Annotated in this window: 14 protein-coding genes and 1 tRNA gene; 7 read left to right on the top strand and 8 right to left on the bottom strand. The window is 60.0% G+C overall.

The window, feature by feature from the left end; all coding sequences use genetic code 11:
* Nucleotides 1-14 precede the first annotated feature (14 nt).
* Nucleotides 15-515, top strand: coding sequence for a flavodoxin family protein BilS (gene bilS, locus HJY11_RS01695; RefSeq protein WP_208074338.1), 501 nt, complete (start codon nucleotides 15-17; stop codon nucleotides 513-515).
* A 71-nt stretch (nucleotides 516-586) separates the two neighbouring features.
* Here the strand turns inward: bilS and HJY11_RS01690 are convergent, their stop codons facing one another.
* The 5 genes from HJY11_RS01690 to HJY11_RS01670 form a co-directional block, all read right to left on the bottom strand.
* Entirely contained in the window at nucleotides 587-1,600 is a 1,014-nt protein-coding gene (locus tag HJY11_RS01690; RefSeq protein ID WP_208074337.1) for a hypothetical protein, read from the bottom strand.
* A 117-nt stretch (nucleotides 1,601-1,717) separates the two neighbouring features.
* Complete coding sequence (locus tag HJY11_RS01685; protein ID WP_208074336.1) at nucleotides 1,718-2,458, bottom strand: CPBP family intramembrane glutamic endopeptidase; 741 nt, start codon at nucleotides 2,456-2,458, stop codon at nucleotides 1,718-1,720.
* Between the two features lie 115 nt (nucleotides 2,459-2,573).
* Nucleotides 2,574-4,400 carry an extracellular solute-binding protein gene (locus tag HJY11_RS01680; RefSeq protein ID WP_208074335.1) on the bottom strand — a complete coding sequence of 609 codons (1,827 nt, stop codon included), beginning with the start codon at nucleotides 4,398-4,400 and terminating at the stop codon, nucleotides 2,574-2,576.
* 28 nt (nucleotides 4,401-4,428) lie between these two features.
* On the bottom strand, nucleotides 4,429-6,246 hold the full coding sequence (locus HJY11_RS01675) for an extracellular solute-binding protein (protein ID WP_208074334.1): 1,818 nt from the start codon (nucleotides 6,244-6,246) through the stop codon (nucleotides 4,429-4,431).
* 4 nt (nucleotides 6,247-6,250) lie between these two features.
* A complete protein-coding gene (locus HJY11_RS01670; protein ID WP_208074333.1) occupies nucleotides 6,251-8,401 on the bottom strand; it encodes an ATP-binding protein in 2,151 nt (716 codons plus the stop codon).
* Nucleotides 8,402-8,703: 302 nt separating this feature from the next.
* Here HJY11_RS01670 and HJY11_RS01665 point away from each other — a divergent pair, with 302 nt between their 5' ends.
* A complete protein-coding gene (locus tag HJY11_RS01665; protein WP_368041516.1) occupies nucleotides 8,704-11,475 on the top strand; it encodes a PAS domain-containing hybrid sensor histidine kinase/response regulator in 2,772 nt (923 codons plus the stop codon).
* Between the two features lie 43 nt (nucleotides 11,476-11,518).
* Here the strand turns inward: HJY11_RS01665 and HJY11_RS01660 are convergent.
* Nucleotides 11,519-11,593, bottom strand: a tRNA-Thr gene (locus tag HJY11_RS01660).
* A gap of 293 nt (nucleotides 11,594-11,886) precedes the next feature.
* Here HJY11_RS01660 and HJY11_RS01655 point away from each other — a divergent pair.
* Together HJY11_RS01655 and HJY11_RS01650 are read left to right on the top strand one after the other, a co-directional pair.
* On the top strand, nucleotides 11,887-12,717 hold the full coding sequence (locus HJY11_RS01655; RefSeq protein WP_208074332.1) for an SGNH/GDSL hydrolase family protein: 831 nt from the start codon (nucleotides 11,887-11,889) through the stop codon (nucleotides 12,715-12,717).
* Between the two features lie 39 nt (nucleotides 12,718-12,756).
* Nucleotides 12,757-13,110: a hypothetical protein gene (locus HJY11_RS01650; RefSeq protein WP_208074331.1), complete on the top strand. Its 354-nt coding sequence runs from the start codon at nucleotides 12,757-12,759 to the stop codon at nucleotides 13,108-13,110.
* A 313-nt stretch (nucleotides 13,111-13,423) separates the two neighbouring features.
* Here the strand turns inward: HJY11_RS01650 and HJY11_RS01645 are convergent, their stop codons facing one another.
* Together HJY11_RS01645 and HJY11_RS01640 are read right to left on the bottom strand one after the other, a co-directional pair.
* A complete protein-coding gene (locus HJY11_RS01645) occupies nucleotides 13,424-13,642 on the bottom strand; it encodes a hypothetical protein (RefSeq protein ID WP_208074330.1) in 219 nt (72 codons plus the stop codon).
* Nucleotides 13,643-13,688: 46 nt separating this feature from the next.
* On the bottom strand, nucleotides 13,689-14,780 hold the full coding sequence (locus HJY11_RS01640; RefSeq protein ID WP_208074329.1) for a hypothetical protein: 1,092 nt from the start codon (nucleotides 14,778-14,780) through the stop codon (nucleotides 13,689-13,691).
* A gap of 208 nt (nucleotides 14,781-14,988) precedes the next feature.
* Here HJY11_RS01640 and HJY11_RS01635 point away from each other — a divergent pair, with 208 nt between their 5' ends.
* The 3 genes from HJY11_RS01635 (at nucleotide 14,989) to HJY11_RS01625 (ending at nucleotide 17,740) form a co-directional block, all read left to right on the top strand.
* Complete coding sequence (locus tag HJY11_RS01635; RefSeq protein WP_208074328.1) at nucleotides 14,989-15,288, top strand: YabP/YqfC family sporulation protein; 300 nt, start codon at nucleotides 14,989-14,991, stop codon at nucleotides 15,286-15,288.
* 21 nt (nucleotides 15,289-15,309) lie between these two features.
* Complete coding sequence (locus HJY11_RS01630) at nucleotides 15,310-16,485, top strand: sporulation protein YqfD (protein ID WP_208074327.1); 1,176 nt, start codon at nucleotides 15,310-15,312, stop codon at nucleotides 16,483-16,485.
* A gap of 280 nt (nucleotides 16,486-16,765) precedes the next feature.
* Nucleotides 16,766-17,740 carry a PhoH family protein gene (locus HJY11_RS01625; RefSeq protein WP_208074326.1) on the top strand — a complete coding sequence of 325 codons (975 nt, stop codon included), beginning with the start codon at nucleotides 16,766-16,768 and terminating at the stop codon, nucleotides 17,738-17,740.
* The last annotated feature ends 51 nt before the right edge of the window (nucleotides 17,741-17,791 follow it).

Below are 17,791 nucleotides of genomic sequence, written 5' to 3'. Positions count from 1 at the left end.
AAGGAGGCCATTACATGAGCTATGCAATCGTATACAGCAGCAATACCGGCAACACCGCGCTTCTGGCCGGGGCGCTGAAAGACGCCCTTCCAAAGGACGCCTGCGTTTACTGCGGCGGCCCCAGTCAATGGGCGGCTGACGCGGAGCTGGTTTTTGCGGGCTTTTGGACGGACAAGGGGGACTGCGACGGGACTTCGGCCGCCTTTCTGGAAGGGCTCCGGGGCAAGCGGGTGTTCCTGTTCGGCACCGCTGGGTTTGGCGGCGATGAGGAATACTTTGGCCGGATCCTGTCCCAGGTACGCGCCCATTTGGACTGCTCCAACGCGGTGGTGGGCTCCTATATGTGCCAGGGGAAAATGCCCGTGGCAGTGCGGAAGCGCTACGAGGCCATGAAGGCCCAGTCGCCGGAGCAGGCCAAGGCGCTGCTCGCCAACTTCGACCGGGCGCTGTCCCATCCCGGCGAGGCGGATCTGGAGGGCCTGAAAAGGGCCGCGGCGCCATTTGTTTTGAGTTGATCTGGGATAAAAAGCGGCTGCCAGCGTGAAATCACGCTGGCAGCCGCTTTTTGCTGTTTTTTCAGTTCACCCTATTTGCCCGCCTCGGGAATCACATTGGAGACCAGGATGCGGGAGCCCTCTTGGTAGGTCTGGTCCGCGATGTAGAGCCGGCCGTTTGCGAAAGCCACCCCGGCGTACTGGGTGCAGTCGGGCAGGTTGCCAACCTGGGCGATCTCTTTCAGCCCGTCCCGTTCCAGCACATGAACGGCAGAGGTGCCGTCCAGATAGGTGGAGACGAAAACATAGGTCCCGTGGAGGGTGAGCCCGTAAGCCTCGCCCAGGGCGGCCTGCCCCAGCACTTTTTTCCCGTCGGCGGCGACATGAAGCACCGTGTCGCCCTTGTTGCCGCCGCCCAGATTGGCCGTGAGGTAGAAACTGCCGTCCTCGGCAAAGGCGATGCAGGTGGCCTCGGCGCTGCCGCCGGTGAGGCCGGAGAGCTCGATAAAGCCGCCGGCGCCAAACTCCTCGTTGGGAACGGGTGTGTTCACGTCGGTGACGTCATAGCAGTAGATGCGGTTGACGTCGTAGTTGGTGATGAGGTAGAGCAGATAGCGGTCCCCATCCTTGCGGACGGCCACACCGTTGGTGCCCACTTTCCCGCTGACACGGATCGGAGTGAGGGAGATTTCCTCGCCGGTCTCATCGGAAACCACGGCCAGCTGTGCCTCATCCAGCTGCTCCCAGATGGTGACGCCCACGTAGACATACCCCCGGTCATCTGCCGCCACACCCTTGCAGAAGCCGGGCTGGGTGTAACCCTTGTCCTGATAGTACCAGATCTCCTCGCCGGTCTCGGCATCCAGCTTGTGGACGCCCCGGGGCTCGCCCTTGATGTAGCCGCCGTAGAGGCACTTGCCGTCGGTTGACGCCGCCAGTCCCCGCAGGGAGGTGCGGGGCGCTTCGTCCACCCGCAGTTCGCTCACCTCCACGCTGGAAAAGTCCAGTGTCTCGCCTTTCGCTCCCTGGCCCTGCCCGCAGGCCGCCAGCCCCAACGCCAGCACCCCCGCGATCACCGCGCAGCCGATCTTCTTTGCTCTGTTCATGTTCTCGTTCTCCTTTATATGTTTTTACAACTTTGTTGTCCTTTGCCCTCTCCATCAAGCGCGTCCTATACCAATAGGGTGTACTACGCCAAATGTTTATTTTCCTAATTACTGAACCTAATTTGATTCTGTGTCTTTTACAAGAAAAGCCGACGAATAATCAAATAAGAAATGAAGAACAATTCCAGGTATAATGGAATCTGTTACACAATAAATCATAACAAACAGTATAGCAACGATACTTGTTTTGATGACACCATACACCCCTTGATAACAATGTGCCAATCCAAATAAGATACAAGGTACCAGATAAATAACGATTATATTGACAGACGAAAAAATATTACTGAGTAAAAATATCAGGCAGCCTCGCCAAACAAGTTCCTCGCATATCCCTGCTGTTAGAGAAACCAATAAAAACCATTTCTTCTCGGTTTTACTTTTGGGGATCAAGATTTGAGATACAACATTATCGTACTGGCAGTTGCCATCTTTTTTGCTGCTTATTTCAGCAGCAGCTTTGCTTCTATACTCTGCACTTATAAAGTACATAATCGTTTGATAACCCAATGCCAATACAATAACGCCACTAATGATGCCAATAACAATATTTAACCATGTGTTATTGCTGAATGATATGGCTCTAAACCCAATATTCCAGAGCGTTAAAGGAGAAATACCTACAAACAAGAGAATAATCCATACAGGAATCCAGCCAAAAACAATTGCCTCTTTATAAAATTTTATCCTTTGCTTTTCTGTAATTTCTGAACCTGTATATTTTTGAATATCACGCTTATCTAAAATTGACATTATCGCTTGATAGGTGATTAATATGGTTAATAAAGCTATATGCATATTTGTTGATCCTTTCAAACGCCTGATTCAGAATGTGAAAAGGTTTCAATAACATAATCCTTATGTGCGCCTTTTTCCGTCAATGCGTCCTTTTCCGTCCGTTTCATTTGATGCCTCACTTCTCATAAACAGCCGGATTTGGGTCGGAAGGAGTCAGCGTCCCCCGCGCCTTCATATACTCTTCCAGCGCCGTCCAGAGGGTGGCGCCGCTCAGTTCCCGGGAGAGGTAGTTCTGCTCCCCCAGGGGGGATTGGGAGAGGAATGCCACGGTGAAGTGGGTCTCTGGATCCAGCTTGTTTCCGGCGCCGTCCAGCAGGGCTTCGGCGGCGTAGCCGCCCCGGGCCCCATCCCAGCGGTAAAGCACCGTGACGCCGTGGTAGTAGTAGGCCCCCTCATAGGACAGCAGCTCTAAAAGCTGCGCCCCGGTCATCTCCAGCCGGGCCAGGGGATAGTCGGTCCGACTATTTTCCACGGCGGGCTGGATGCATAGCAGGTCGGTTTCGGTCACAGGGCCCTCATAAATCGCGCCGTTGAGGCAGTACTGATACATACTGTGGCGACTGGAGGATTGCCGGAGCAGGGCCACATCCGCATCCAATGCCTCGCACATGGCGTCCAGGGCCAGGGCGTTGGTCTCGGCCAGGGTGAAACTTCGCTCCGCCGTGGCGATGGCCTGCTGCTGTGTGCCCGCCCTGCCGTGCGCGGCATCGTCCATGGCCTGGGTGAGTTGGGCTTGGCTCGTTTCCCCGTGCAGATACCGCCCCAATTCCATATTGAGGGTATAGGCGAAGCCGGGGAATTCCACGATATTCAGCAGCCGCTCGTCGTTGAGCAAATCCTTTGCCGTTCGGTAAAACGCCTCGTCCCCGATTTCTCGCATACCGGTGACCGGGGAGATGAGGGCCTTATCCAGGTCCATCAATTCTCGCTGCCCCTCCTCGGAGGTGATGTACTCTAAAATGCGGTCCATCGCCTCCGCTTTGGCCGGATCCTCCGCCACCTGTTTGCTCACCGCCAAAGAACTCAACGGCACTGTGAAGAAATAGCCTTTGCCGTCTGTGGGACTGAACAGGGGCATCAGGCGGAAGGTATCGGTACTGCTTTGGTTCGCCATCTCGATGGGAACGGAGGCGTCTCCCAGGATCATGGTCACCTCCCGGGTGGCCAGCTTACGCAGATGCCCCCACCGATTGAAGGAGTAATCGCCTGGATCGGTGAGTCCCAGTGCGGAAAAGCTGTCCAGCATATCAAAGACGGAGTCCAGGTCCCCCTCCTGGGCCGTGGCGGTCCCTGTGTTAAACTCCCCGGCCCATTTCCACGCCGCTAGGGAGTGGGGCTTGTCGAGAGAGTAACACCGGGCGAAGAGTTCCGCTGGGGCCCGGTTGCCGCTGAGCAGCATGCCCGGCCTTGTTCCAAGGGCCTGAATCTGACCGCACAGGGCGGCAAACTCCTCGTAATTGGTGGGGACCTCCAGCCCGTTTTCGTCAAAGAAGGTCTGGTTGTAGACGAGCCCTTGGGCGGTCAGGCCCGCTGGCAGGCAGTAGATCCGGCCGTCCACATCCAGAGCGTTGAGGTAAGAGGTCTGGTATCGGCTGGTGTAGGACTTTCCCGACAGGTCCAGAAAACACTCCGACAGGCCGGAGAGCTCGGCGTTCAGGGATTGGGAAAAGACCAGGTCGGCCACGTCCCCGTGGGCCACCCGCCGGGCGATCTCATCCGCAGGCGCCAGGGTGGTCTGCACGGTAACGTCCAGCTTGACCTCCGGGAATTTAGCCGCTAGCTTGGCCCAGTACAGATCCATATCCTTGGCCGATATATCCGCCAGAACGGTAATGATCACCTTCTCCTCCTGAATGGGGCCTGCCGGCGGGCTGCAGGCGGTCAGCAGCAACGCCATGGCCAAGGTGATCACCACCAACCGTGGCTGTTTTTTCGCTCTCATCGCGACATCCTCTCCTTCTTCGCTGCTGTTATTCATAGACGGCGGGGTTGGGGGAAACGGGAGTCAGTACCTGCCGTTCCCTCATATACTCTGTCAGCGCCGTCCACAGTGTCACGCCGCTGTTCTCCCGGCTGAGGTATTGGTCCTCCCTCAGAGGGGATTGGGGCAGCACGGCCACGGTGAGCCGCTCCTCCGGGCCAATCTCCCGGCCGCCCCCATCCAGCAGGGCCAGAGCCGTGCTGGTTCCCATGTCCTTGTCTTCCTGCCAGCGGACGGTGACCCCGTTGTAGTAGTAGGCCCCCTCGTAGGAGAGCAGCTCCAACAGCTGTGCCCCCGTCATCTCCACCCTGGTCAGGGGGCGGGAGGATTTGGGGTTCTCCACCAGAGGCTGAATACATAACAGGTCGGTCTCGGTCACAGCCCCCTCGTAGAACACCCCGCACAGAAACCAGTCATCGTAGCGCTGTCCCTTGGGTTTCTGCCGGAGCAGGGCCACGTCGGTATCCAGTGCCGCCTTCATAGCATCCAAAGCCAGGGCGTTGGTCTCGGCCGAGGTGAAATCCGCTTCGGCCACGGCAACGGCGGGCAGTTCATCTCCCTGGGGCTCCCGGTTGGCGGCGTCCAATGCCTCCGCCAGCCCATCAGGGTTCAAGTCGCCCCACAGGCAGTCGCCCAGTTCGGTATTCAGCGCGTCAACACACCGGGGAAATTTGGGGAAGTGCAGCAGGGTTTCGTCGGTGAGCTTGCTTTTCACGTCCTGGTAAAAGTCCATGCCATCGATCTCCCGCATCCCAAGGATGGGGGAGATGATCCCCTTGTCCATGGACATCAGGTCCAGCTGGCCCTCTTCGGAGGTGATGTACTCGAGAATGCGGTCTACCGCCTCTGCCTTGGCCGGGTCTTCCACCACCTGCTTTCCCACCGCAAGGCTGATGAGCGGTGAGATGAAGAAGTATCCTTTGCCGTCCACGGGGCTGAAAAAGGGCATCAGGCGAAAGTCGTCCGCGCTGCTGAACCGCCAGAGGGAGCTGGCGTTTCCCAGCACCATAACCGCCTCCCGTTCAGCCAGCAGGTGCCGGTGCTGCCAGCGGCTGGTGGTGAAATCTTCAGGAGAGATCATCCCCAGCCCTTCATAAGCATTGAGCAAGTCCAAAGCGAGATTCAGCGGCTCACCACGGGCTGAGTCCGCCTGTGCGTTGAGCTCTTCCGCCCATTTCCACGCCGCCAGGGAGTGCGGGCTGGCGGCGGCACAGGCGCGGACGAACAGATCCGCCGGGGCACGGTTCCCGGTGGCCAACGCACCGGGGCGGTAGCCAGCATCCTTCAGCCGGCCGCACAGGGCCTCGAACTCCTGATAACTGCTGGGAACCGCAAGACCCAGTTCATCGAAGACGGTCTTGTTATAGATGAAGCCCTGAACTGCCAGATCCGCGGGCAGGCAGTAGAGCCGGCCATCCACGTCCAGACCGTTGAGATAGGAGGTCTGATAGCGGCTGGTGTAGGGCTTGCCGGACAGATCCAAAAAGCATTCCGGCAGGCCGGGGATATTCACGTCCAGGTATTGAGAAAAGACCAGGTCGGCCACGTCCCCGTGGGCCACCCGCCGGGCGATCTCCGCCTCCGGCACCATGTTCTCCTGATAGGTGACGTCCAGCTTGATATCCGGGAATTTGGCGGCTAGCTTGGACCAGTAGAGATCCATGCCGTTGATGGGCGTGTCCACCCATACGGTGATGGCCACCTTTTCCTCTGGCTGTTGCCGTGCCGGGGCACGGCAACCGGTCAGCACCAGCGCCAGGGAGAGGGCGACCGCCCAGATCCGCCTATTTGTTCTGTTTGAACACATGGCCTCATCCCTCCCGGCTTCCCAGATATGTTTGGAGGGCGGCCTCCAGTTCCTCCATGACGATGGGCTTTTTCAGGTGAGCGTCCATCCCCGCCGACATGGATTTACGCACATCCTCGTCGAAGGCGTTGGCGGACATGGCCAAAATGGGAATGAATTTCCCGTCCGGGTGGGCGCTCTCGCGCACCGCCCCGGCCAGCGCGTAGCCGTCCATGACAGGCATGCGGATGTCCGTGATGACGGCATTAAAATAGCCCGGCTCCGACCCTTCAAGGAGCTCCAGCGCCTTTTTGCCGTCCTCGGCGGAGACCACCTCCAGGCCGCGCATCCGCAAGATCTCCTCGGCGATCTCCCGGTTGAGCTCGTTGTCCTCGGCCAGCAGGATGCGTTTGCCCGATAGGGATACCTGTTCCACCGGGGCGGCGGGTTCAGCCTCTTTCACGTCCGGGTCGCCCCGCTCCAGCGTCAGAGCCACCTCGAAGCGGGAACCCTTGCCCTGTTTGCTCTGGACGCGGATCTCGCCCTGCATCAGCTGCACCAGATTGTAGACGATGGACAGTCCCAGGCCGCTGCCGCCGTACTGCGCGGCGGTCTCGCGGTGCTCCTGCTCGAAGGGCTGGAACAGCCTCTGCAGGTACTCCTGGGACATGCCTACGCCGCTGTCCTCCACGGTAAAGGTTACCCGATCCTTCCCATTCTTCATAGGCTCTGCCTTTGCCAGCAGGGAGACCGTGCCGCCAGAGGGAGTAAATTTATTGGCGTTGGAGAGCAGGTTCATCAGGATCTGGCTGATGCGAAGCTGATCTCCGATGTACTTCCACTGGAATTCTTCCGCGCCGTCCACCGCGAAGCGGAGGCCCTTTTCCTCCATGCCAGGCCGCACCAGCGCATCCTTGCTCTCCAGCAGTTCCCGGGCGGAGAAGGGGGACGGATTGAGTTCCAGCTTCCCGCTCTCAATCTTCTGCATATCCAGCACGTCGTTGATGAGCCCCAGCAGGTAGTTGGCGGAAATATCCATCTTTTTCAGGCTGCCTTTCACCACCTCCCGATCCTCCAGATGAGTCGAGGCGATGTAGTTCATGCCGATGATGCCATTTAATGGGGTGCGGATGTCGTGAGACATCCGGGCCAGGAAGTCACTCTTGGCCTCCGCCGATTTTACCAGCAGATTGGCTTGGTAGACCTCCGCGTCCCGCCGCCGGTTGGAGCGGAAGACAAAGAACATCACAGTAAAAAACAGCATGGCCAGGGTGAGGATGGCCAGCACCGCCATGGTCAGGGTCTGGCGCATGTACTCCATGGGCAGGGCGGCGGTCACCGAAACGGGGACCAGCACAAAGACGTACTGTTCGCCATTGCCCAGCAGTTCATATTGCAATAGCCATTGGGCGCCGTCGAAGCTGGAGTAGAACTGGCCGCTCTGCCGCTCCTGCACCGCCTGTTGGATATTTTGCAGGGCGTCCCCCTCCATACCCAATTCTTTGAGGCTGGAAAAGATATTGTATCCGAATTTCTGCCGCAGCTGGGTGCCGATGACGATGGCGCCGTTCCCATCCACGATGAAAGAGTAGCCCTGCTGGTTGAACAACTCCAATGCAAAGCTGGACTCAAAGAGGCGTACGTCGTAGGCCGTCAGTACCGCCGCGAACTCCCTGCCCTCAATGGACAGCGGTTCCAGCGGGCAGCCAAAAATCCAGCTTTCTCGTCCTCCGCTGTGGCGCTGAAAGGAGGCGAGCTGCTCCCCACCGTAGAGCAGCTGGATCAGAAACTCGCTGTTCTCCAGGGGCTGTTTCTCACCCTGGAGGGTGTAGGGAGTCCCCCGGCTGTCCACCAGAAAGACCTCCACGCCGGCCGCCTCGTGCCCGCCGGCAAACATGGTCCGGACTTCTTCAAAGGTGTCCGGCTGGTTGGCGTTTAGTAGGTTCGCGTAAAGCCGGCTCTCGTGGAGGTATTGGTCCTGGGTTCGGTCCACCTTGTCCACCAGCTGGTTGGAAAGCTCCGAGATGTACACCGTCCGCTCTGCCGCCAAAGATTCCTCCAGCTTCTGATAGTTGCGGATAAACAGGGCCGCGAACACGCCCAGCAGTAGCAAAAACACGCAGACGCTGGCCGCGAGAAACAAGTTGTGCTTTTTCATAGAAATCTGTGGCTTCATCCGCCTTCCCCCAAAACAGTTCTGAATACGCCCCTGTAAAGAGCACCCAGACATCTGTCCATATACCATTTTATTATAACAAGGTCTGCTCGAAATAGCAATGTTTTGGAGAAAAATGTGGAAACAGGACAACAGGGCACATACAGATAAAAACAAAGGCACAATTTTAATATCCGATTCCTTCCAGTTGCTCTTCGCCAACGTATTTGCTATACTATTAAAATGATATATGGACAGTTACAGGCTCTAGTTTAGCGGATACGGGCGTTTGCCAGCGCCCGATCGGAAAGGGTGGATATGGCGTGAAAGCTGAATCTATGGATGGAAAAGGGGCAAGCGCCGCCGGCTGGGAATGTCCTCCGGCGCTGAACGCGCTGAAAACCGGCGTGATCTGCTGCCTGTCGGATGAGAAATTGACCTTCCTGTGGGGGAATTCCGCTTTTTTCAGCAGTGTACACTATTCCGAAGAGGACTACCGCCGCCTGTTTGAGAATCTGGAAGAATACTATGCACAGTACCCAGAGGATTTTGCGCTGCTCCGGCAGGCGCTGTCCCGAAACAGCGCCAATATCGAACTGACGGTCCGTCTTCCCATGAAGCCGGGCGGCTTTACCTGGGTGCGGCTGTTTGGATCTATCCAGGAGGACCCTGACGTGGGCGGCCCGGTGTTCCAAGCCGAACTGGCCGATGTCAGGCCTCCGGCCGCAGACCGGGAGGAGCAGGCACGTCTTTACAAGCAGAAGCTGGGGTACTTCCACTGGATGATGGAGGCCTATACCGGGAACGTCTACGTCAGCGATATGGACACCTACGAACTGCTGTATCTGAACCCCACCTCCTGCAAGACCCTCGGGTGCCCCGCGGAGAAGCTGCTGGGACGCAAATGCTATGAGGTGATCCAGGGGCGGAGTTCGCCCTGCCCCTTCTGCACCAACGACAAGCTGCGGGAGGACTCTTTTTACGAGTGGGAGTTTGACAACCCCGTTTTGAACCGAACCTTCCTGATCAAAAACCGAATCGTCGAGTGGGAGGGCCGCCGGGCCCGGATCGAGTTGTCCCACGATATGTTCAGCACAGAATACAAGCTGGCCAAGAAAGACCGGGAGCGGGAGGCGATGCTGCGCTCCATCCCGGGCGGTCTGGCCCGGCTGGACGCCAGGGATCTCAGCACCATCCTCTGGTACGGCGCCGGTTTCCTGGACCTCATCGGCTACACGGCGGAACAGTTTGAGCGGGAGCTGCGCCGCCAATGCGCCTATGTGGCCCCCGGAGATATGGACCGGCTTCTGGGCATGATGCAAAAAATAACAACCACCGGGGAGAGCATCGTCACCGACGCCCATCTGATCACCCGCGGCGGCGAGACCCGGTATGTGACCCTGACCCTCACCTATGCCAGCGCCGAGGACAGCTGGGACGGCATCCCCTCCTTTTACAGCGTGGGGATCGACGTGACCGAGGAGCGGCGGGAGCAGATGCGCCAGCGGCAGGCGTTGGAGGACGCCATGCTCAGCGCGCAGCAGGCCAACGACGCCAAGACCAGCTTTCTTTCCCGGATGAGCCACGAGATTCGCACGCCCCTCAACGCCATCATCGGCATGACCACCATTGCGGCTGCGTCGGTCGATCAGCCAGCCAGGGTGGAGGACTGCCTGACCAAGATCAACTTCTCCTCCAAGCACCTGCTGATGCTGGTGAACGACGTCCTCGACATGGCCAAGATCGAGAGCAACCGGCTCTCGATCCAGAGCGAGCCCTTCGATCTGCTGGAGGTCTGCAACCGCTTCGTTTCCACCGTATATGCTCAGTCGAAAGAGAAGCACATCGACTTCCAGGAGAAGATCGAGCACTGCGGAGCGGGCAATACCTATGTGGGTGACCCGCTGCGTCTGACGCAGATTTTGCTGAATCTCAGTTCCAACGCGGTAAAGTTCACCGCCTCTGGCGGCGCCATTCGATTCGGCGTGGATCTCATTGCCTCCAAGGGGCCCGTGGACACCGTCCGTTTTACCCTCTCGGATACAGGCATCGGCATGACGAGGGACGCCATCGAGCGCATATTTGAACCCTTTGAACAGGCGGACGCCACCATCGCGGGCCGGTTCGGCGGAACCGGCCTGGGTATGACCATCACCAAGAACCTCGTAACCCTGATGAACGGGCAGATCCGGGTGGAGAGCGAACCAGACGTGGGGACCACCTGCACCGTGGACCTGCCCCTCCGGCGGATGGATGGGGACGGGGAGGAACCCGATTTTGAGGCGCAGTGCCTGCGGGCGCTGGTGGTGGACGATGAGCCCGCCGCCTGCCGCCAGGCGGTCTCCATTCTCGAGCGGATCAAAATCTCCACGGAGAGCGCCCAGTCCGGCGGATCGGCCATGGAGCGGATCAAGGAAACGCACCGGGCGGGCGACGACTTCAACCTGTGCCTGATCGACTGGAAGATGCCGGATATGGACGGCGTGGAACTGACCCGCCGCATCCGGGCCTATCTGGGACAGGAGGTTCCCATCGTTCTGATCTCCGCCTACGACTACACCGAGGTCGAAAAGGAGGCCCGTGCGGCGGGAGCCAATGGCTTTCTTCCCAAACCCCTCTACCGCTCCGCGGTCTACGCGGCGATCAAAGACGCCTTGGGGCAGTGTCCCACCCACGAACAAAATGCAGATGTATCCCAGCCGCTGGCCGGGCGGCGTATCCTGCTGGCAGAGGACAACCCGATCAACCAGGAGATCGCCATGGAGTTGCTCCGAATGAACGGCGCCGAGATGGCGTGCGCTGATAACGGGGCGCAGGCGGTGAAGCTGTTCCTTGCATCCCAGCCGGGGTATTTTGACGCTATCCTGATGGATATCCAGATGCCAGTGATGGACGGCCATGAGGCCGCGCGGCGGATCAGGGCCTCCGAACACCCCGCGGCCTCGGCCATCCCCATTCTGGCCGTCACGGCAAACGCTTTCAGCGACGACATAGCCAAAGCGAAAAGCGCCGGGATGAACGGCCATATTGCAAAGCCCATCGATATCCAGTGCCTGCTGGATACACTGCAGGAGTGGATGATAAAAAACAGTTAGCGGACATAGAAAAGACAGCCCGAATGACAGGGCTGTCTTTTTTTGGAGCTACTGGTCGGAATCGAACCGACAACCTGCTCATTACGAGTGAGCTGCTCTGCCATTGAGCCACAGTAGCATGTATGAGAGATCGGCGATGCCGAATTCTGTTTTTGTTTGTCGCTTGGGCCGCTTCATTTTGTTTTTTGCTTCTGCTATTTGGCCTGTCTCATCTGCCATTAGGGGCCTGCGCATTGCGAGTGCGCTGCTCTGCCAACTGCGCCACAGTAGCATTGGCTTGCCGACTGAAGTCGGCGCTACCTATTATCGCGTATTTTTTTGCTTTCGTCAAGGGGCAGGGGTTTAAAAAAGGGGCGCAATCATATATAATGAAAGTGTCAGTCAACCATCTCCAGTTGAGCGGAGGGCTCTATGCGCAGACAATCCAAGCTCTTTTCGACCCATCAAGTGCATATCGTCCCCAAGGGTGGGCGCGCTAGGCGCGCGCTGGTCCTCTCTTTGGGGGCGTTTCTCTGTGTCTGCCTGGCCGCCCTTCTCTGGCCCCGGGGAGAGGGACAGAAAAACCCCAAACAGGGAGAGGCCAACGCCTATCGACAGGGCAGCGGGACCAGCGCCCCCGCCGCTGTGGGGGGAGAGGAGGGGTTTGACCCCCTGCTCCCTCTGCGGGACGCCCAGCGGGCGCGCTATTTCAAAGACGCCGTCTTTGTGGGCGACGGGCTCACCGCCCAACTGGCCGGGGCGGCGGCCTTCGGGGGAAATGGGACCTTTCTCTCCTCCGAGCGGCTCAACCCCACACTGCTGCAGTCGGGCCGGCTCTTTTCCTCTGGGGGGGAGGAGACCACCGCCCTGGCGGCCATCAAGGCGGCCAACCCGGGAAAAATCTACCTGCTGGTGGGGGCCAATGGGGTATCCTGGCTCTCGGCAGAGGACATGGTCAAATCCCTGGGCGACTTTGTCGACCGGCTGCGACAGCAGCACCCCAAGGCGACCATCGTCCTCTCGACCCTGCCCTACTTTGACGCCGCCACCCAGGGGGATCACCCCAATTATCAAAACACCAAGGTGGAGGAGTACAATCGCCAGCTGCGCGCCCTCTGCGCCGAAAAAGAAGTCTATCTGTTGGACAGCGCCCAGGTGCTTTCGGGGGCTCACGCCGTGGGGCTGCGCGACGGCTCCCTCACCCTGGCCGACGGGGCGGCCGACGCCTGGGCCGACTACATCTTCACCCACACAGCCGGGTGAACCCACCGGCCCCAGTACTTATTGGAGAGAGGAATTGCCATGACCTTTGAATGTTGGTCCATCATTATCATCGTCTGCGCCATCTGCGTGATCGAGGTGCGCACCGGCCGCAACAACTACGCCCTGCCGGTGATCCCCATTGTCATCGTCCCCGCGACTCACCTGCTGGGGATGGCGTTTTCCACCCGCCTATCCCGCCTGGTGGGGGTGCTGCGGCCGATGCAGTGGTATTTGATCTTGATGGTGGTGGCCCTGGCGCTGGCCTGCGGGCTGATCGCCCTGCTGTCTCAGGCCATCCTCTCCAAGCGCACCCGCAACGCCCACCTGATCTTGGGCATTGGCTTCTCGGTGATCCTGGCGCTGATCCTGATTTTGGACACGGTCTCTCTCTAGCCGGCCAAACGGCCCTGAATACTGTCCCCGGCCCTTTTGTGGCCGGGGATTTTTTGTGTGGGAGGAGGGGGGGATTGGGCCCCTCTCCCGGCCGCCCTTTTCCCTGGAAAAGGGGGGTGGGGTGGAAATGCCGCACGGGAGAAGGGGAGCGAGATCAGCCGGCGGTGTTTCTTCCGGCGGCGTCTCTCTTTGTTTGAGGGGGAAAGGGGGGCAGAAGCCCTGTTTTCCGGCGCTGTCTGCGGGGGAAAAAACAAAAAACAGCCCGCCCCCGGTGAGGGGTGAGGCCGTCGGCTTGATGGGATGGGGTGCGGATTCAGAGGGAAAAATCCTCGGGCGAGAAGCGGAGCTTGGGCGGCCGGGGCCGCGGCTCCCTTTTGAGGGGGTCGTAGAGGAATTTTTTGCAGGAGTAGTAGGGGGAGACCACCCCCTTTTTGATGCAGAGGATCATCTGCTCCCCCGGCGCGGCCTTGCCGTGCTGGCAGTAGATGCAGTTGGGCTCGATCTTCTTTCCGAACAGTTTGGGCCGAAACACGGCGCTCCCCCCTCTCGTCTTCTCGTCTATTGTAACAAGGGGGGGCCTATTTGTCCAGCAGCACCCGGCTTTTGCGGGAGAGGGTGAAGAGGGACGCCAGGCAGAACAGCAGCAACAAGACCGAGGTGAGGGGGGCGTTGAGCGCCCCGTCCAGCCGGGGCGGGGTGGCGGAGAAAAAGACGTCTGCCACAGGGGAGGGGAGGAACCGACAAAAGAGGGAGAAGAGCCCCAGCACCAGCCCCCCGCAGAGCAGCCGCGCCCCCAGCAGCTTGCCGATGGAGGTGAGACCGCCCAGGCAAAACTGCATCTGGCAGACCGCCGAGAGGCCGCAAAACCCCAGGAAGAAGGCCGCCAGATAGATCCCTGCCCGCCCCGGCAGGGCGGCGGCGGTGAGACAGCCGCTGGTGATTTCGAGGAGCCCGGAGAGGAGGGCCTTCCCCTCGGCGGGCAGGGGGAGGCAGCCGCCCAGCAGCTGCAGCAGGGCCGAAAAGAGGATGACATAGCCGCAGATGGAGAGCAGCGACTGCACCGAGCTGCTGACTGCCTGCACAAAGACCGCCGAAAAGGGGTCGAACTGACGGGGCCGGGGGGCGGGAGTGGGCCCTTTTTTCTCCCTTTTTGGCCCCAGGCGGGAGAGGGTGGTCCCGGTGAGGACCGCCCCCAGCACCGAGCAGAGGTAGAGGACCGCCCCCAGCTGCATGCTGTGAAACATCCCGCCCCCGACCCCGGTGATGACGAAGGCCGGGGCCGGGGCCACGCAGAAGAGGGCCAGCCGCCGGGCCTCCCCCCGCTCGAGTTCCCCCCGGTCCACCGCCCCCCGCAGCAGCTTGGGCCCCACCGGAAAGCCGCCGATCATGGCCATGGAGAAGATGGCCCCGCCCTGCCGCCCGCTGCGAAAGAGAAAGCGGCTGACGGGGGAGAAGAGGGCTTCCAGCGCCAGGGAGAGGCGGGAGCCCATGATGAGGTGGGAGACCACCAAAAAGGGGAAGAGGGCGGGGATGATGACCTGATAGCAGGAGGTGAGCCCCTGCAGGATGCCGTCCTTGGCGTAGCTGCCCCGAAAGAGGATGCCCCACAACAAAAGGATGCAGAGACTGCCCTGCCACAGCTCCCGCGCCCCCGCCTTGATTCGCTCCATTTGATCCGCTCCTTTGCCCTTGCTTTTTTCCCGTCCCCCTTGCGCCCGCCGGGCGCAAGGGGGACGGGCTTTTGCGGGGCGAGGGGAAGGACAACCGCTTCCCCCTTCTGCCCCTGCGGCCGCCGCCGTCCCCTCTTTGCAGGAGCTGGCGGGGGGGCAATAATAAAAGCCGCCACCTGTCAATATATATGAGGGGGAGGGGATCAACATGAACAGACGCAAGCCCGCGGGCAAAAAGGGGGAGAAAAAGCCCTTTCGCCTCCTTGTGGATACACAGAAACTGGCCCAGAGCGCCCACCTGACCGACAGCCGCATTGAGATACTGGGCAACACCGAGGCGGTGGTGGAGGGCTGCAAAGGGGTGCTGGAATACGACGAGAACGTGATCGTCCTCAACCTGGGGAAGATGTCGGTAAAGTTTGAGGGGGAGGATTTGAGCCTCAAGTGCATGAACGACTCCGACGCGGTGGTGGAGGGGGTGTTTGTCAGCATCGAGTACCTGCGGTGAGAAGAGAGGGGAGAGAGAAGGTTGTATCTGGTTCGATTTATCCGCTGGCTGTTGGGGACGGTTCGGTTTACCCTGCGGGGCATCTTCAGCGAGCGGTTCATCAATTTGGTCTACAAAAACGGGCTGCGCCTCTGGGGCACCCAGAGGCGGGAGGACGGCTTTGACTGCTATACCGTAGCGGGGGATTACAAGCGGATGCACCGGCTGGCCCGGGCCACCGGGGTGCACATCCGGGTGCAGGAGAAGCGGGGCGCGCCCTTCTGGCTGCACCGCTACCGCAAGCGGGTTGGGGTGGCGCTGGGCGTCCTCCTTTTCTGCCTCTTTCTGGGGTGGATGTCCCGGCTGTGCTGGACCATCGAGGTGGTGGGCAACGAGGCGGTGAGCAGCGAGCAGATCGTGGAGGCGGTGGCCGAGTCGGGGATCAAGCGGGGGGCCAACATCAAGAAAGTCGACCTCAAGTCGGCCGAGGAGCGCACCATGGTGCTGCTGCCCGGCCTCTCCAGCATCTCCATCAGCAACATGGGCACCACCGTGGTGGTGGAGGTCAAGGAGGTCAGGGAGAAGCTGCCGGTGGTGGACGCCTCGCAGCCCTGCAACCTGGTGGCCGCCAAGAGAGGCCGCATCACCCGGGTGCTGGCGCTGGAGGGGAACGCTGCCGTCAAGGTGGGGGAGTACGTCACCGAGGGGCAGCTGCTGGTCACCGGGGTCTACGAGGACCGCTGGGGCAAGGCCCTCTTCAAGCACAGCCAGGGCCAGGTCTTTGCCGAGACCGAGGAGGAGATCACCTTTGAAATCCCCCTCACCGAGTTGGTCAAGACCCCGGTGGGAAAGGTCAAAAACCGCCATGTTCTGGAGATTTTGGGCTTCAAGATACCCCTGTTTTTCCCCGGCGAGTTGGAGGGGGACTACCTCTCGGAGGTAAAGCGGCAGGAGCTCTCCCTCTTCGGGCTGGCCCTGCCCATCACCTGGCACACCCAGCGCATCACCCCGGTGGAGGTGGGCAGCCGGGAGCTGGGCGAGGAGGAGGCCCGCGGGCAGGCCCGGGCCCGAGCCCAGGAGTACGCCGACAGCCACTACCAGGGCAAAGAGGTGCAGATTCGCCAGACCGGCGGCGAGATGGGGGATGGAGCCTTTCGCGCCACCTTTACCCTCACCTGCGAGCAGGACATCGCCCAGGAGCAGGCGGTGCAGCGGTAGCGGGGGCCGAAACTTGGAATTTTTTCTGAAATTTTTAGAAAAAACCTGTTATATCCCCCAATTGTGTGATATAATGTGCTAGGAATATGTGAACAATTATTAGAATTTCAAACAAAACGTTCAGTTTTTATGCCATATTTTCTAAAATCTGCCCACGAGGGCGCTATTTGCCGGCAAAGGGGTCCAATCTCCCTTGTGTCGGGCGTCTCCTGTTGGGGCCCGGGGCGGCGGCGCGCCCATTCCCCTCGCCGCAGACAGTGTGAAAAAAAGGAAGTTTTGCATGGAAGACATCGTACTGGAAAACCTCGACCCGGTTCAGCTGGCGGCCCTCTTTGGCAGCCTGGACGAAAACGCCCGCCGCATTGAGGGGCGCTTTTTGGTCAAACTCACCGCCCGGGACGGGGCCCTGCACATCACCGGAGAGAAAGAGCAGGCCCACCTGGCCCAAAAGGCGGTGGAAAACCTGCTGCTCATCCTGAAAAGCGGCACCCCGCTGGACGAACAGAATGTGGGCTACACCCTGGAGATGGTGGGCGGCGGTCTGGACGAGGCGCCCCCCCAGGCCCAGCCGGGGGTGGTCTGCCTGACGGCCAAGGGCAAACCGGTGAAGGCCAAGACCTTCGGCCAGAAAAAATACGTGGAGGCCATCTCCAAAAACAGCATCGTCTTCGGCATCGGCCCGGCGGGCACCGGCAAGACCTACCTGGCGGTGGCCATGGCGGTCAAGGCGTTTAAGGCCGGGGACGTGAGCAAGATCGTCCTCACCCGTCCGGCAGTGGAGGCGGGGGAGAAGCTGGGCTTTCTCCCCGGCGATTTGCAGACCAAGGTCGACCCCTACCTGCGGCCCCTCTACGACGCCCTCTTCGAGATGCTAGGGGCCGAGAGCTTTTACAAGCACCAGGAGAAGGGGAGCATCGAGGTGGCGCCCCTGGCCTATATGCGGGGGCGCACCCTCAACGACTCCTTCATCATCCTCGACGAGGCGCAGAACACCACCCCCGAGCAGATGAAGATGTTTCTCACCCGGCTGGGGGCGGGCTCCAAGGCGGTGGTCACCGGCGACGTCACCCAAATCGACCTGCCGGAGAAGAAAAAGAGCGGCCTGGTGGTCTCGGCCGACATCGTCAAGGGCATCAAAGGGATCGAGCAGATCTACTTCACCGAGAAGGACGTGGTCCGCCACCGCCTGGTGATGGAGATCATCCGCGCCTACGAGGCCTATTACCGCCGCGCCCCCGAGGAAAAAGAGGAGTAATCCCTCCCAGCCGGGCCCTCCCCGGCGAGAGGATTTGTGACAGGACGACAA

This window comes from Bittarella massiliensis (ex Durand et al. 2017) (assembly GCF_017566145.1).
GTDB lineage: Bacteria > Bacillota > Clostridia > Oscillospirales > Ruminococcaceae > Bittarella > Bittarella massiliensis_A.
Note: the sequence above shows the minus strand (reverse complement) of the source record. Positions and strands in the feature narration are given on the sequence as shown.